The organism is Brevundimonas sp. AVps31, from assembly GCF_058681355.1.
Genome location: NZ_CM178736.1, coordinates 795916 through 811890 on the forward strand (window position 1 = coordinate 795916; position 15975 = coordinate 811890).

13 protein-coding genes are annotated in these 15975 nt (G+C 67.5%); 8 read left to right on the top strand and 5 right to left on the bottom strand.

Annotation, left to right across the window (positions count from 1 at the left end):
* Nucleotides 1–43 precede the first annotated feature (43 nt).
* Genes ACW174_RS03785 through ACW174_RS03795 form a run of 3 tightly spaced genes read left to right on the top strand, consistent with a single transcriptional unit; the run spans nucleotide 44 to nucleotide 3116 of the window.
* Nucleotides 44–814, top strand: coding sequence for a cytochrome b/b6 domain-containing protein (locus tag ACW174_RS03785; protein WP_492016370.1), 771 nt, complete (start codon nucleotides 44–46; stop codon nucleotides 812–814).
* Nucleotides 811–1569 (top strand): molybdopterin-dependent oxidoreductase, encoded by a 759-nt coding sequence (locus ACW174_RS03790; RefSeq protein ID WP_492016371.1) that lies wholly within the window; start codon nucleotides 811–813, stop codon nucleotides 1567–1569. The genes ACW174_RS03785 and ACW174_RS03790 overlap by 4 nt, the downstream gene beginning before the upstream one ends.
* Nucleotides 1551–3116, top strand: a complete 1566-nt coding sequence (locus tag ACW174_RS03795; RefSeq protein WP_492016372.1) for a carboxylesterase/lipase family protein — start codon at nucleotides 1551–1553, stop codon at nucleotides 3114–3116. The genes ACW174_RS03790 and ACW174_RS03795 overlap by 19 nt, the downstream gene beginning before the upstream one ends.
* Here ACW174_RS03795 and ACW174_RS03800 read toward each other — a convergent pair.
* On the bottom strand, nucleotides 3101–4153 hold the full coding sequence (locus ACW174_RS03800) for an oxidoreductase (protein ID WP_492016373.1): 1053 nt from the start codon (nucleotides 4151–4153) through the stop codon (nucleotides 3101–3103). The genes ACW174_RS03795 and ACW174_RS03800 overlap by 16 nt on opposite strands.
* 64 nt (nucleotides 4154–4217) lie before the next feature.
* Complete coding sequence (locus tag ACW174_RS03805; protein WP_492016374.1) at nucleotides 4218–5264, bottom strand: ribonucleotide-diphosphate reductase subunit beta; 1047 nt, start codon at nucleotides 5262–5264, stop codon at nucleotides 4218–4220.
* Between the two features lie 246 nt (nucleotides 5265–5510).
* Between ACW174_RS03805 and ACW174_RS03810 the strand changes: the two genes are divergently transcribed.
* Entirely contained in the window at nucleotides 5511–6149 is a 639-nt protein-coding gene (locus ACW174_RS03810; RefSeq protein ID WP_492016375.1) for a glutathione S-transferase family protein, read from the top strand.
* Here ACW174_RS03810 and ACW174_RS03815 read toward each other — a convergent pair.
* The gene (locus ACW174_RS03815; protein WP_492016376.1) at nucleotides 6146–8293 is read right to left on the bottom strand and encodes an ATP-binding protein; all 2148 of its coding nucleotides are present in this window, start codon (nucleotides 8291–8293) and stop codon (nucleotides 6146–6148) included. The two genes, ACW174_RS03810 and ACW174_RS03815, sit on opposite strands and share 4 nt — an antisense overlap.
* A gap of 183 nt (nucleotides 8294–8476) precedes the next feature.
* Between ACW174_RS03815 and ACW174_RS03820 the strand changes: the two genes are divergently transcribed.
* Both ACW174_RS03820 and ACW174_RS03825 read left to right on the top strand, forming a co-directional pair.
* Nucleotides 8477–9256: a nucleotidyltransferase family protein gene (locus ACW174_RS03820; protein ID WP_492016377.1), complete on the top strand. Its 780-nt coding sequence runs from the start codon at nucleotides 8477–8479 to the stop codon at nucleotides 9254–9256.
* Complete coding sequence (locus tag ACW174_RS03825; RefSeq protein WP_492016378.1) at nucleotides 9240–10022, top strand: metallophosphoesterase family protein; 783 nt, start codon at nucleotides 9240–9242, stop codon at nucleotides 10020–10022. Before ACW174_RS03820 ends, ACW174_RS03825 begins: the two co-directional genes overlap by 17 nt.
* Here ACW174_RS03825 and ACW174_RS03830 read toward each other — a convergent pair.
* A complete protein-coding gene (locus tag ACW174_RS03830) occupies nucleotides 10019–10756 on the bottom strand; it encodes a phosphatase PAP2 family protein (protein WP_492016380.1) in 738 nt (245 codons plus the stop codon). The genes ACW174_RS03825 and ACW174_RS03830 overlap by 4 nt on opposite strands.
* 269 nt (nucleotides 10757–11025) lie before the next feature.
* Between ACW174_RS03830 and ACW174_RS03835 the strand changes: the two genes are divergently transcribed.
* Together ACW174_RS03835 and ACW174_RS03840 are read left to right on the top strand one after the other, a co-directional pair.
* Nucleotides 11026–12909: a ribonucleoside-diphosphate reductase subunit alpha gene (locus ACW174_RS03835; protein ID WP_492016381.1), complete on the top strand. Its 1884-nt coding sequence runs from the start codon at nucleotides 11026–11028 to the stop codon at nucleotides 12907–12909.
* A gap of 247 nt (nucleotides 12910–13156) precedes the next feature.
* Entirely contained in the window at nucleotides 13157–14002 is an 846-nt protein-coding gene (locus ACW174_RS03840; protein ID WP_492016382.1) for a lipid A-modifier LpxR family protein, read from the top strand.
* 85 nt (nucleotides 14003–14087) lie between these two features.
* Here ACW174_RS03840 and ACW174_RS03845 read toward each other — a convergent pair whose 3' ends face one another.
* On the bottom strand, nucleotides 14088–15851 hold the full coding sequence (locus ACW174_RS03845) for a gamma-glutamyltransferase family protein (RefSeq protein ID WP_492016383.1): 1764 nt from the start codon (nucleotides 15849–15851) through the stop codon (nucleotides 14088–14090).
* Between the last annotated feature and the right edge of the window lie 124 nt (nucleotides 15852–15975).

A 15975-nucleotide genomic window follows, 5' to 3' on the forward strand; every position in this document is an offset into this window, starting at 1 on the left:
GCCCGTTGCGCCCCCTGCGCGGGCGTGACACCGTTCGGCCCGCATGACCGACACCCCGGCCCCGCCGCTGACCGTCCCCGCTGACCGGCCCTTGTCGGACGGCCGGGTGGACACGTACCGGCATCCCCTGTGGGTCCGGATCACCCACTGGCTGAACGTCGTGGCGATCGTGGTGCTGCTGATGACCGGGCTGAACATCCTGCAGGCGCATCCGCATCTGTACTGGGGGCTTCGCTCGACCTTCGCCGATCCCTGGTTCAGCCCGCCGACGCCGCCCGGCTGGATGATGCTGCCCTCGGTGCGCGATCTGGCGACCTCGCGCAGCTGGCACTTCCTGTTCGCCTGGATCTTCGTGATCAACGGGCTGATCTACCTCGCCTGGGGACTGATCTCGCGCCGGATCGGTCGACGGTTGTGGCCGACGAAGGCCGACCTTCGCGACCTGCCCCATTCCGTCGTCGAGCATGCGAAATTCGACTTCCCGAAAGATGACCGCGCCCGGGTCTACAATGTGATCCAGAAGCTGACCTATCTGGCGATGGTCCTGATCGTGCTGCCGATGATGCTGGTGACGGGTCTGTCGATGTCACCGGGATTCAACGCCATCGGCGGGGTGCTGCTGGAGATCATGGGCGGGCGGCAGTCGGCGCGGACCCTGCATTTCATCTCCGCCGGCCTGATCGTGGGCTTCATCGTGATCCACGTCGGGCTGGTGATCTGGACAGGGCTGGCCAACAATATGCGGGCGATGATCACCGGCTGGTTCCGGATCGAGCCGCCCAAGCCCGCCAAGGACGCGGAGGAGCCGTCATGAACCGTCGGGGATGGCTGATCGGCGCGCTCGCCACCGTCACAGCCGCGACCCTCTCGGCCTGTGACCGCGCCGTCTATGCGGTGACCGATCAGGCCCGGCGAATGAGCGAGGGCCTGACCCGGCGGGCGCAGCGGCTGGTGGTCCCACGCGAGGCCCTGGCCCCGACCTACGACCGGGCGGACATCTCGCCCGACTTCCGGCCGAACGGCTCCATCGACCCGGCGGCATCCGACTATCTGGCGCTCAAGGCCGACGCCTTCGCCGACTACCGGCTGATCATCGACGGTCTGGTCGAGCGGCCCCTGTCGCTGGGACTGGCCGAGCTGCGCGCCCGCCCCGCCCGGACCCAGATCACCAAGCACGATTGCGTCGAGGGCTGGACCTCCATCGCCGAATGGACCGGCGTGCGGCTGGAAACCCTTCTGGACGAGGCAGGCCTGAAGCCCGAGGCGCGCTACCTCGTCTTCCACTGTTTCGACGCCCTGGATCAGCAGGAAGACGGCGAGCGCTATTACGAAAGCATCGACCTGATCGACGCCCGCCATCCGCAAACCATCCTGGCCTACAGCATGAACGGCGAGGTCCTGCCCGTGCCCCACGGCGCGCCGCTGCGCCTGCGGGTCGAGCGGCAGCTCGGATACAAGCACGCCAAATATATCCGCCGGATCGAGGCCGTAGAGAGCTTCGCCCACCTCGGCCGGGGCAAGGGCGGCTATTGGGAAGACCGGGGATACGAGTGGTACGCGGGGATCTGACCCGGCGCGGGCTGGGGCTGGCCGCGGGGGCGATGCTGGCCGCGGGCGCGACCAGGGCGAAGGCGCGGGACCGTCAACGGGTCGTCGCCACGACCCGATCCGGCGAGGTGCGGCTGACAGGGGACGGCGATGTCCTGTCGGCCAAGGGCGTCCCTTACGGACAGGCTGAGCGCTTCCAGCCGCCGCGTCCGCCGGCCGTTTGGCAGGGCCGACGGGTTGCCGACGCCTACGGTCCCGCCTCGCCCCAGCGCGGCGCTGAGCCCAACCAATCCGAGGACTGCCTGCGTCTGAACGTCTGGACGCCCGCCGTCGACGCCGGGGCGCGTCCGGTGATCGTTTACATCCACGGCGGCGCCTACTCGACCGGCTCGGGCTCCAGCCCGCTGACGAACGGCGCGCGGCTGGCGGCGCGGGGCGATGTGGTGGTCGTGACCGTCAACCACCGTCTGGGCGTGCTGGGCTATGCGCCGCTGGCCCGGATCGCGCCGGGGTTCGAGGACAGCGGTAATCTGGGTCAGCTGGACCTGATCCTGGCGCTGGAATGGGTGCGGGACAATATCGCGGCCTTCGGCGGCGATCCGGCCTGCGTCACCCTTGTCGGTCAGTCCGGCGGCGGGGCCAAGATCGCCACCCTGATGGCCATGCCCTTCGCCGCCGGACTGTTCCACCGCGCCGTGACCATGAGCGGTCAGCAAGTCACCGCCTCCGGTCCGCTGAACGCGACGAAGCGGGGGCAGGTCTGGCTGGAGGCGCTGGGCCTCACACCGGATCGCATCGACGAGGTCCGTACGATGCCGGTCGCGCGCCTGCTGGAGGCAGCGGGGGCGACCGATCCCATCCTCGGCGGCTCCCTCTATTTCGGACCGGTGCTGGACGGGCGCAGCCTGCTACGCCACCCCTTCTTCCCCGACGCGCCGGCGCAGTCGGCCTCCATCCCGATGATGATCGGCAACTGCCGGGAGGAGACGCTGGCCTTCCTCGGCGACGACCCGGCCAATGCGAACCTGACGTGGGACGCCCTGCCCGCGAAGCTGACGCCGTCACAGATGCGTATCGACGTGGCCCCGGAAGAGGTGGTCGCCTGGTACCGCGCCAACCATCCCGCACTCAGCCCTGACCAGGTCCTCATCCGTGCGACCACGGCGGCGCGGTCGTGGCGGGCGGCGGTGATCGAGGCGGAGATGCGCGCGGCGCAGGGAGCGCCCGCCTTTGTCTACCAGCTGGACTGGCCGGGACGTTTGCCCAACGGTCGGACCGGGGCCTTCCATACGTCGGACATCCCGCTGATGCTGGACAATGTCGCGGTGGCGGACTCGGCCGGAGGCAACGCCCTGACGCCGATTGTCTCCGCCGCGATGGCCGACGCCCTGCTCGCCTTCGCCCGCACCGGCGATCCGAACCACGCGGGCCTGCCGCGTTGGACGCCCTATTCACTCGCGCGGCGTGAAACCATGATCATGGACCTGCCACCGCGGATGGAGAACGATCCGCGCGGCGACGAGCGGCGGTTCTTCGGCCGGATCCCCTATGTTCAGCCGGGGACCTGAGACAGGGCGACCTCCGCCCTCAGCCGGTCGCTCTCGATCCCGGCTTCCAGCACGGCCATCACCGCCAGCGCCTGCTCCGGCGGCACAGGGTTCGCACCCCTGCCGGTCAGGGCGGCGGCGATGGCGGCGTAATAGGCCGCATAGTCGCCGGGCGGGCAGGCGACCTGCGACCGCGCCCCCGTTGCACCGTCGACCACCGTGGCCGGCGACGGATCGACGCCCCAACCCTGCCCGCTGACCGGCAGGCCCGACTTCAGCTGATCCTCCTGCACATCCAGCCCTGACTTCAGCCAGGACGCTGTCCCTCCGTGCACGGCGAAGCGCATGTCAGGCGCAGGCGTGGTCATGTCGGCGTGCAGGATCACCCGCTTGTCAGTATAGCGAAGCACCGCATGGGCCCAGTCGACCGCCTGTCCGCCCTCGCGCAGCACCGCCAGTTTGCACGTCACCCCTAGCGGCAGGCCGAACAGGACCAGTGCCTGATCGATCAGGTGTGGTCCCAGATCGTTCCAGATGCCGCCGCCGGGTCCGTCCCGCTCGCGCCAGCGGTCGCGGACCTCCGGGCGGAAGCGGTCGAAATGGCTCTCGAAGGTGCGGATGGGTCCCAGCGCGCCGGTGGCGATCTGCTGCTGCAGTCCCAGGAAGTCCGCGTCCCAGCGACGGTTGTGGAAGACCGACAGGAACAAGCCTCTGTGTCGCGCCAGATCCGCAACCCCGCGCGCCTCGTCCAGCGACAGGGCGAACGGCTTGTCGATCACCACAGCCTTGCCCGCCTCCAAGGCCGCGCGGGCCTGTGGCGCGTGCAGGACGTTTGGGGTGGCCAGCACGACCAGATCGATGTCGGCATCGGCCAGCACCGCGTCCAGGTCGGCCACGACACGCACGTCGGGCCAGACCGCACGGACCGTGTCCGGCCGGCTGCTGACGACGGTGTGCAGCCGCAGCTCCGGGCAGGCCGCGATCAGAGGCGCATGAAAGGTCTGCCCGGCGTAGCCGAAGCCGACGAGGGCGACATTGGGGACAGAGCGAGCGGTCATCCCGCTATCCTAGCGCAACCGCGTCGGTGACGCGGTCACGTTCGGAGACAGGGCCGACGGAGGCTTACGCCTCCGTCTCTTCCTGACGCTTCTTCATCAGGGCGTCGAACGAGCCCCAGACGCCTTCGGCGCCGTGCCACGAGCCCTTGGTCGCGGCCTTGGAGTATTCCGTGGCGCGGGCCTCGAAGAAGTTGGCGTGCTCCACGCCCGACAGCAGCGACTGCAGCCAGGGCAGCGGATTTTCCTTGACCCCGAACAGCTCCGGCAGATGCAGCTGGCGCAGGCGCCAGTCGGCGATGAAGCGGATGTACTGCTTGATGTCCTCGGCGACCATGCCGTTCACCGGGCCCATTTCGAAGGCCAGATCGATGAATTTGTCTTCCATCTCGACCACCGTCCGGCAGCACTCGACGATGTCGTTGGCGACCTGTGGCGTGACCGCGCCGGTCTCCTTGTTGAAGGCGTGGTACAGCTTGATGATGCCTTCGCAGTGCAGGCTCTCGTCGCGCACGGACCACGAGACGATCTGGCCCATGCCCTTCATCTTGTTCTGGCGCGGGAAATTCATCAGCATCGCGAACGAGGCGAACAGCTGCAGGCCCTCGGCGAAGCCGCCGAACATGGCCAGGGTCCGCGCGATGTCGGCGTTCGTCTCGACCCCGAACTGCCCCATGTAGTCGTGCTTGTCCCGCATGGCCTCGTATTCCATGAAGGCGCCGAACTCGCTCTCGGGCATGCCGATGGTCTCGAGCAGCAGGGCGTAGGCCGCGATGTGGATGGTCTCCATGTTGGCGAAGCTCGCCAGCATCATCTTGACCTCGGTCGGTTTGAACACCCGACCGTATTTTTCCATGTAGTTGTCCTGAACCTCGATGTCCGCCTGGGTGAAGAAGCGGAAGATCTGGGTCAGGAGGTTACGCTCGCTGTCGGTCAGATTGACCGCCCAGTCCTTCATGTCCTCGCCCAGCGGAACCTCTTCGGGCATCCAGTGGACCTGCTGCTGCTTCTTCCACATGTCGAACGCCCACGGGTAGCGGAACGGCTTGTAGGCGGCCGAGGGGGTCAGCAGACCCGGCGAGGTCAGACCGGTGGGCGAGACATGCGCGTTCATCGTGAGAGCTCTGACGGCGAATCCGTGAAATGGAGTTTCACCATGCGGGCGAGCGGCCCCGGCGCCAAGCCGAAACGAGGCTATTTAGCGATCACTTTTTCCAAACCCGCTAGATGTAGTAGGAAAGCCATACAATCTTGGGGACGGAGCGGGGGACAGTCCAAGCGGAGCTTGTGCCGCCACGCCAACGACTTGAGTGCGGAACTCCGCCCTTGGGCGCAGGCTTTGAACTGAGGAGGACAGCGGATGACCTACACGCTCTACGGAGCTGCGGGCTCGGGTTCGGTCCCGGTGGAGGCGGCGCTGACGCTGATCGGCGCCCCCTGTGAAGTGATCGAGGCGATCACCTGGGAAGGCGATCACGAGCGCGAAAAGGTCGCTCCGATCAATCCGATGCGTCAGATCCCGGCCCTGATCACGCCTGCCGGTGAAACGATCACCGAGAGCGCCGCCATTCTGATCTGGCTGGCCGAACAGCATCCCGAGGCCGCACTCGCGCCGAAGCCGGGCGATGCGCGCCGGGCGCAATTCCTGCGTTGGATGAGCTTCATCCCGGCCTCCATCTATTCGATGTTCTGGGTGCGGGACGTCCCGTCGCGGCTGGGCGGCGAGGATGTCGCCTCACAAGTGCGGATCAGGACCCTGACCGCCGATCGGATCGCTGACTGCTGGGCGGTCATGGACAGCCAGATCAACCCCGGGCGCTGGCTGCTGGGCGACGAACTGACCGTGCTGGATCTTTACGTCGCCGTGGTCAGTCGCTGGACGCCGCGCCGTGAGCGGTTCGAGGCCGTCGCGCCGAAGATGGCCGCGGTGATGAAGCGGGTAGACGCCTTGCCGGAGCTTCAAGCCTTCTGGACCGAAAGGTTCCCGTTCGACAGCTAGGCCGCCCGGCCGACGTCGGCATCCGGCAGATCGCCAGACAGGGCGCGGCTGACGGCGTCGAACAGGCTGGCCTGACTGACCGGTTTGGCGAGGTGGGCGTTCATGCCGGCCGCGAGGCAGCGGACCACGTCTTCGGGCATGGCGTCGGCGGTCATGGCGACGATAGCCAGCCCCTCCCCCTGCGGCAGGCCGCGAATACGACGCGTTGCCTCCAACCCGTCCATGCGCGGCATACGGACATCCATCAGCACCAGGTCGAAGACATCGGCCTGCACGGCCTCGATGGCCTCGACGCCATCGACGACCTCGACCACGTCACAGCCGAGGGCCTGCAGCATGATGCGGGCGACCTCGCGGTTGACCGGATGATCATCGACGACCAGCACCCGCGGCGCCCGCTCTGCCTCCGTCTCGACAGGCGAAACGACGGGCAGGTCAATCCGCGTTCCAACCGTTTCCGTCGCGGCGTCCGCGACCCGCTCCAGTGGCAGGTGAAGGATGAAGGTCGAGCCCTGGTCCGGCGCGCTTTCGACCTCGATGCGCCCCCCCATCCGGGCCACGTGACGCGCGACCAGAGCCAGACCCAGTCCCGCCCCGGAGTGACGACGACGGATGGACGCGTCGCCCTGGGCGAAGGCCTCGAACAGATCAGGCATGGCCTCAGGCGGGATGCCGCAACCGGTATCGGACACCTGGATGACGACGCCGTCGGCATGATGATCCAGACGCACCACGATTTCACCGGCCTCGGTGAATTTGACGGCGTTGGCGACCAGCGGATGCAGGGTCTGGCGCAGGGCGCGGCGATCACAGGCGAAGCGCGCCCGCGCCGGCAGGTGGTCATCAATGTTCAGCGTCAACCCGCGCGCATCGGCGGCGATGCGGCTGGGCGTCAGGGATTCCCGCGCCACAGCGGCCAGGTCCAGCGGCTCCGGCGACAGGGCGTCGTCCCCGCGCGCGAAATCCAGAATGTCTTCCACCAGCATCAGCAAGCCGTCGCCGGACTCCCGGATGTGGCGCACCTGCCGCAGAGCGTCCGGCGCCAGATCGGTGCGCGCGGCCAGCAGGCCGGCGAACCCGGCCACGCCGTTCAGCGGCGTGCGCATCTCATGGCTCATGACCGCCAGGAAGCGCGAGCGGGCGGCCAGGGCATCCTCAGCCCGACGGCGGGCTTCCTGCGCGGCGAGCGTGCGGGCGCGCAGCCGGCTCTCCAGCCGACGCCGCTCGCTCATCACCGTCGACAGCGGCAGGACGGTCGCCACCATCGCCAGCATGAAGGCGTTGTAGATGCTCAGACGACGCAGGATGTCCGGCACCGCCTCCAGCCCCGCGATGGGCAGGGGATCGAACAGGTTGACCGGCCCGTGTCCCGTCAGGGTCGCCACGCCGCTGATCGCGGCCTGGATCAGCAGGGCGGTTCCGGCCAGCATCGGTGACAGACGCAGGGTAATGAACAGCATGGGGAGGAAGGCGAGGAACAGCAGGGGCGCCTGATCCTGCCAGAAGATCGCGCCCGAGACCGCGACCATGACCGTCATCGCCGCCATGGCCTCCAGCCGCGACGCCGGGGCAGTGGATTTGAAACGGTGGGCGCGGGCGAACAGCAGCAGAACCGGCGTCACCAGCAACAGTCCCATCAGCTCCACGGTGAACAGCGACTGGGCGTTGAACAGCAGAAGCGGCAACGGGGGGTGGCGGATCGCCCACAGGATGCTGATCCCCGCCGCCGTCACAACCATCACCGAGGCCGCGGCGATAAAGGCGAAGCGCACGAGCCGAGCCGGGCGGCGCATGTCCAGCGCGGCGCCGCAGAACCGACGCGTCTGAACGGCCACCAGCCAGGTCAGGCTCATGTTCATCAGCGCGTTCACCCATAGCAGGATGCCGGGGTCGCCGCGCAGGACGTTGGAAAACAGATTGATCGCGAAACAGGCGGTCACCACCATCATGGCCGGACGGCGATGCAACTGCAGCAGCGCCGCGACCATGATCCCGTTCGACAACCAGACGGTGACGGCGCTGAAATTGGCCGCGCTCCAGTGTCCGGTGACCTGGGAGAGGGCGAAGAGCAGAACGTACGCCCACGGCGCAGGGCCGGCGACCCGACCCGCTTCATGCCTGAACAGACGCCAACGACCCTTCAACTGGAGGCCCTCCCGGCTCCAACCCGATGGAATACCGTTACGGGTCAATCCGTAAACAAACTCACCTGAGGTCGCATGAGGGTTTTCCCGTAACGCGAGTGTGGGCCTGCGCACGGAACCGCCGGACAGGCCGGGCCGTTTTTGCGCCTGCGCCGCCCTTCTGCCGCGCTGCGGAGAAGCGCCATGTCCGACACCGTCCCTGAACCGACTTTCCATCCCCCCGAGGATGCGTTGGCCTTCTACGAAGAGTCACTCCGCCTGCTGAAGGAAAGCGGCATTCCCTTCCTGCTGTCAGGCACCTATGCGGTGACGGCCTACACCGGCATCACGCGGCCGACGAAGGACCTCGACGTCTTCTGCAAGCCCGGCGACTACCCCCGCATCCTGTCCTACTTCCAGGCGCGGGGCTTCCGGACCGATGTCGAGGACGAGCGCTGGATCGCCAAGGTGTGGAAGGACGAGAAGCATTTTTTCGATGTGATCTTCGCCATGTCCAACGGCACCATCGCCGTGAGCGACAGCTGGTTCGGCGACGACCGCATCCAGGTCTATGGCCACGAGGTCGGCATCACCTCGCCGACCGCCCTGATCCTCTCCAAGGTCTTCATCCAGGACCGCTACCGCTATGACGGGGCCGACGTGAACCACGTCATCCTGAAACAGGCCGACGCTATCAACTGGAAGAGCCTGCTGGACCAGATGGACCTCTATTGGGAGGTGCTGATGGCCCATCTGCTGAACTTCCGCTTCGCCTATCCGACCGAGCGGGACAACGTTCCGGCCTGGCTGATGACCGAGCTGACAGGTCGGCTGCAGGCGCAGGTCGACCTGCCCGCGCCGCGGGTGAAGGTCTGCCGCGGCCGCCTGTTCAGCCCGCGCGACTACATCGCCGACATCACGGAATGGGGCTTCGGCGACATCGTCGGCAAGGGGCTGGAGGAGCGTCATGACCCAATCCACTGACACGCCCGTCGATCCCCAGACGCCTCAGCCCGGTCTTGAGCCCGGTCCGTCGAAGAAGCTGCGCGTCGCGGCCGTCGGCGACCTCCATGTCGGCGAAAACCACGAGCGCCCCCACCGTGCGCTGTTCGAGCGGGTCTCGGACGATGCCGATGTGTTGTGCCTGTGCGGCGACCTGGTGAATTTCGGCAAGACCCGCGAGGTCGAAATCCTGCTGGAGGACATTCGCGCCTGCAAGATTCCCATGGTCGGGGTGTTGGGCAATCACGAGCATGAGTGCGGCCAGCCCGAACACGTCACGAAGATGCTGTGCGACGCCGGCGTGCAGATGCTGACCGGTCAGGCCTTCGAGATCGAGGGGGTCGGCTTCGCCGGCGGCAAGGGCTTCGTCGGCGGTTTTGGCCGATACATGCTCAGTTCCTTCGGCGAGGCGTCCATCAAGACCTTCGTTCAGGAGGCGGTTGAGGACGCCAACCAGATCGAGAACTCGATCCGCATGTTGCGCACTGAACGCTCGGTGGTGCTGCTTCACTATTCCCCGGTGGTCGACACCGTCATGGGCGAGCCGCCGGAAATCCATGCCTTCCTCGGCTCATCCCGGCTGGCCGAAACCATCGATCGTTATGACAACGTCAGCCTGGTCGTCCACGGCCATGCCCACCGCGGCGCGCCTGAGGGCAAGACGCACAAGGGCGTGCCGGTCTACAACGTGGCCCTGCCGGTGCTGCGGACGCTGGGCGACCAGCCGTACCGGGTGTTCGAGGTTTAGGACGTCGCCTCATCCTGAAGTCGCGCGTGCGCCGCGCTCTGGCGGCGCTCGACAGCATACGCCACAAGCCACAGGGCCATGGCCCAGGCGGCGCCCGCGCACCAGCCGGCGATGACGTCCGAGGCCCAGTGGGCGCCCAGATAGACGCGGGTCAGGCCGATCAGCAGGGCTATGGTGACGGCGCTGCCCAGCACGAAGGCCTTGAACCGCTTCTGCGGGAAGGCCCGGGTCAGCATGACGCCCAGCGTCAGGTAGAAAACCGTCGACAGCAGGGCGTGGCCCGAGGGGAAGCTGGCGTTCAACGTCTCAACCGCCTGGTAGGCGATGGGCGGGCGCTCGCGCTCGAACAGAGCCTTGAGCCCCTCGCTCAGGCCCACTCCGCCGATCAGACCCACGACCAGCAACAGGGCCGACAGACGCTTGCGCTGGATCAGCAGGAAGCTGAAGGCGATGACCGCAAACAGGGTCAGCACCGAAATCCCGCCCAGCGAGGTCAGGTCCGCGGCCGCCTCATGCAGCCACCAAGGCCCGCGCGGTTCGCCCGCCACCGGCTGCAGCCAGTGCAGGACCTGCAGGTCGAACATCTGGCCGTCCGCCTCGGTCATGTCGTCGGCGACTTCGACAAAGGTCATCACGCCCAGCGCGATGACCAGCAGCGCGCTCAGCACCGCGATTTCAGTACGGGCGATACGCAGTGCGCGGCGCCAGAATACGACGTGTTGTTCCCCGGTCATGGCCAAGCTAACGGTCCCGTTTGTGGGACGTTCCAATCACGCGTTCGTGATTAAATGTGGCGTGACCGTGTCATGCCCGCGTCGCGGCTTCTCCACAGGCTCATCCCCCGTTCAAATGCCGATTCGCCCAGAAAGTGATCGTCAAGCCCGTTGACGGTTGGTTAGCCATCTGCGCCCCATATGTGGGCTCGGGGCGCGCTTCACCCACTAGGTCTTGTGGTTGCGACGCGGGGATACCTCGAAGATTTTTTGTTCAGGGCGGCGATCAAATGGCTGGCGGCGAAGCGTTGAAGACGGTGGAATTCCAGACGGTTGCAGACGCCGAAGGCGATGCCCGACCGCACCTGTCGGTCGTGCCGTCAATCCAGATCGATCGATCGCGGGATGATCTACTCACGGACTTCGGCAAGAAGACGCTGGAAGACCGCTATCTGCTGGCCGGCGAGAGCTACCAGGACATGTTCGCCCGGGTGGCGACCGCCTTCTCCGACAACGCCGAGCACGCCCAGCGCGTCTACGACTACATGTCGAAGCTGTGGTTCATGCCGGCGACCCCGGTGCTGTCGAACGGCGGCGCGGACCGCGGCCTGCCGATCAGCTGCTTCCTGAACGCGGTCAGCGACTCGCTGGACGGCATTCAGAACGTCTGGAACGAGAACGTCTCGCTGGCCTCGAACGGCGGCGGCATCGGCACCTACTGGGGCGGCGTTCGCTCCATCGGCGAGAAGGTCAAGGGCGCGGGACAGACCTCGGGCATCATCCCCTTCATCCGCGTGATGGACTCGCTGACGCTGGCGATCTCGCAGGGTTCGCTGCGTCGCGGCTCGGCCGCCGTCTACCTCGACATCCACCATCCCGAGATCGAGGAGTTCCTCGAAATCCGCAAACCGTCGGGCGACTTCAACCGCAAGTCCCTGAACCTGCACCACGGCATCTCGATCACCGACGAATTCATGGAGGCGGTTCGCGACGGCAAGACGTTCGACCTGCTGTCGCCCAAGAACAAGGAAGTGATGAAGACAGTCGACGCGCGCGCCCTGTGGCAGAAGATCCTCGAGATCCGCCTGCAGACCGGCGAGCCCTACTTGATCTTCTCCGACACGGTGAACCGGCAGATGCCGCAGCACCAGAAGGACCTGGGCCTGTCGGTCAAACAGTCCAACCTGTGCGCCGAGATCATGCTGCACACCGGCCGCGACCACCTGGGCGTCGACCGCACCGCGGTCTGCTGTCTGTCTTCGGTCAACGCCGAGACCTTCCTGGAGTGGCGCGAAGAGCCGCAGTTCGTGGAAGACGTCATGCGTTTCCTCGATAACGTGCTGGAAGACTTTATCCGCCGCGCCCCGCCCGCCATGGCCGCCGCCGTCTATTCCGCCAAGCGCGAGCGTTCGGTGGGTCTGGGCCTGATGGGCTTCCACTCCTTCCTGCAAGGCCAGGGCGTCGCCTTCGAAAGCGCCATGGCCAAGTCGTGGAACATGCGCCTGTTCAAACACCTGCGCCGCGAAGCCGACAAGGCCAGCCGTTTGCTGGCCGAAGAAAAGGGCCCGTGCGAGGACGCCGCCGAACGGGGCGTCATGGAGCGCTTCAGCCACAAGATGGCGATCGCACCGACCGCCTCGATCTCGATCATCTGCGGCGGCACCAGCGCCGGCATCGAGCCGATCCCGGCCAACATCTACACCCACAAGACCCTGTCGGGCTCGTTTGCGGTGAAGAACCCCTACCTGGAGCGGCTGCTCGAAGGAAAGGGCATCAACACCGAGGCCGTCTGGAGCTCGATCCTGGAACACGAGGGTTCGGTCCAGCACATCGAGGCCCTGAACGAGGACGAGAAGGGCATCTTCAAGACCGCGTTCGAACTGGACCAGCGCTGGGTTGTTGAACTGGCCGCCGACCGCGCGCCGGAGATCTGCCAGGCCCAGTCGATCAACCTCTTCATCCCTGGCGACGTCGACAAGTGGGACCTGCACATGCTGCATTGGCGCGCGTGGGAGACCGGCGTGAAGTCGCTCTACTACCTGCGCTCCAAATCTGTGCAGCGGGCGTCGTTCGCCGGATCGGAAGACAAGGCCGAGGTCGAGATCGATCCGAACCAGCCGGACCTCTTCTCGGCGGCCCGCACCGATTATGACGAGTGCCTTGCCTGCCAGTAGGCGCCCGGTTCCTCTCAAGACCCTGAAGGGGCGGTGGCTTCGGCCACCGCCCCTTTTTCGCGCCCGAGCCACAGCCGCGACGGGAAAAGCGTAGCCATACGGAACCCCGCTTCCGTTTGGCCGTAATCGGGGCTGCTCAGTGTCGTGAAAATGTCAGTTGGCGACCGGACCCGTATCGTGCAGGGTCAGGTCTGTTGGCGGACTGAGGGGACCGTTAATGCGTATTACGGCGATCAAAGCCGCAGCCTTGGCCTTTGCGACGTGCGCGACCCTGGTCGCCGCCGGCGAAGCCGTGGCGGGTCAGGTCGCTATCGACGATCCCTGGGCCGTCGCCCGCGACCGACCGACCACGGTCTCCGACCTGCTGACCAGCATCGACCGAGACGCCCGCTTCGCCGAGGCCAACGCGCGCGGCTTCGAGGAAGTCACCGACCGCGACGCCTTTACCCCGGTGAAGCGCGACGCCGCCTGGGCGGCCTCGAACCGCGATGTCTGGTTCGAGGGCGGCGAATACAATGATCGCCTGCGTCTGCGCACTGAAGGCCGTCTGCGTCGCGCCGACGGCGCCCCGGTTCCGCCCGGACCGCTGGACCCGGCCGCGCTGGACACCGAACACTATGACGTCAGCTATGTGCGCGGCTGGACGGAGACCCTGGGCCGGACCGAGTCGGGCCTCGACGTCACCCTGACCCCGCACGTCGGCGTCGGCGTCGGCAGCCGCGGCAGCTCGACCGAGGCGGGCGCCACCCTGCGCATCGGCCCGGATCTGGATCGCATGGTGCCGGAAGGGACCGAGGCCTTCGGCGAACGCCAGCGCTGGTACATCTACGCCGCCGGCTCCGGCCGCGCGGTCGGCTATAATTTCGCCCGCACCCGGGATGGCGATTACGCCCGCTCCGGCGTCAGCCACGACAGCGGCAATTTCATGGGCGACGCCTCCATCGGCGTGGCCATGCGCCGCGGCGCGGTGCAGAGCTCGATCGGACTGGTCTATCGCGAGATCGGCGTCGAAGGCCTGCGCACCGGCTCCGGCATCGACACCGACGTGTCCGAAGGCCTGATCGCCTTCCAGCTGAGCATCAAGCCGGAGTAAGGGATCAGGCTCCAGGGCTGGGGACCAGAGGCGTGGCCTTCGGAAGCCGCGTCTGCCCCCGAACGTGGAACCCGCCCCCCCGAACCTATTCGGTCCGCGCCACGCCCTCGCGCCGGTCGTCCGCCGCGCCGTCCCAGGCCCAGACGCCATCCCCGCGCCGCCGCCAGATGCCGCCGTGAAGGCCGGAGTTTTCGCTGGAATTGGGCTGAAGGGTGATGCCGTTCGCCGCCATGCCGTCGCGGACCGCGGGCGAGAACCGGTCCGTGTCCGCGCCGAACCCGTCGCCGCGCGCCACAAGGTTCGGCAGGGCGAAAGCGTCGGCGACCGGCATGTTCCAGTCCAGCACCGCGATCAGGGCCTTGGCGTTATAGGCCAGGATCGACGGGCCGCCGGGAGAGCCGAAAGCCCCCACCAGCCGGCCCTCACGATCCAGCACGATGATCGGCGACATGGAGGAGCGGGGGCGCTTTCCCGCCGCAACCGCGTTCGCCGCCGTCCCGCCGTCAGCGCGGATCGGCGCGAACGAGAAATCGGTCAGCTGGTTGTTCAGGAAGAAGCCGCCGACCATGCGGCCCGAGCCGAACACGCTCTCGACCGTGGTGGTCATGCTGACCGCATTCCCTGCGGCATCGACGATAACCATATGGCTGGTGCCCGACGGTTCATGCGTGGCGTCCGGCCCCATCAGGGAGCCGCCCGGCGGCGTCCCCGGCTGGGCCGCACCGGTCAGGCCGGGCGCCAGCGCCCCGCGCGACGCCGCATAGGTCGGATCCAGCAGGCCCTGCACCGGCACGCCGACGAAGGCCGGATCGCCGACGAAGCGGTCGCGGTCGGCGTACATGAGCCGCTGCAGCTGGGCGAAGGCGGTCCAGGCGGCGGCGCTGTCGGGACCCAGATCGATATCCGGCGTCTGCTCGGCCATGGCCAGCAGTTGCAGCACCGCGACGCCCGACGACGGCGGGGGCGGCACGCAGACCACATAGATCCTGTAGGGACGGCACAGGGCCCCGCGCTCGACCGGCTGGTAGGCCGCGATGTCCGCAGCGGTCAGGGCGCCCGGACGGGGCTGCTGCGCCACCGTCGCGGCGATGTCCTGGGCGATATGGCCACGATAGAAGACGTCCGGCCCCTGCGTCGCCAGCTCGGCTACCGTGCGCGCATAGTCGGGGTTCTTCAGCACGTCGCCGGCGACATAGCGGCTGCCATCCGCCTTCGTGAAATAGGCGTTGGCCCAGACGGTCCGGCCCGCTCCCCGTGACGCGGCGATCATCCTGGCCAGCCGCGGGCTGACCACGAAGCCGTCGCGCGCCAGCTGTTCGGCGTCGCCGAACAGGGCGCTCCACGGCAGACGGCCGTGTTCTTTCTGGGCCATCGCAAGCATGGCGACCGCGCCGGGCGCGCCGGTGGAACGCCCGCTCAGCACCGCCGAGGGGAAGTCCAGAGGCCGCCCGTCCTCATAAAACAGCTCGGGCGTGGCGGCGGCCGGGGCGGTCTCGCGCCCGTCATAGCTGGTGACCTCTCCGGAGGCGGCGTCGAACACCATCATGAAGGCCCCGCCGCCCAGACCGGACGATTGGGGCTCCACCAGCCCCAGCACCGCCTGCACGGCCACGGCGGCGTCCACCGCCGACCCGCCGTCACGCAACACCCTCATGCCCGCCTCGACCGCCAGCGGATTGGCGGCGGCCACGAACGGCCCGCGCGCCGGCGGCGGTTGGGCCGGCGCCGGGGCGGGTGTCGCTGCCGGGGAAGCCGCGCCGGTCCAGCCCGCACAGCCCGACAGCCCCATCGCGAGAACAGCGGCGGCCGCCGCCAGTGTGCGGACGGGACGGGTCGGACGAAGGCTCATGAAGGCGCTCTGACGTGTACAGGGAGGGCATCCACCCTGCCGCGTCCACGGCGCGAACGGAACCCCTGAAGGGCCCATGGCGAAATCGTCCGGAAATCGTCACTCCGGTCTTGCCCCCCCGGCA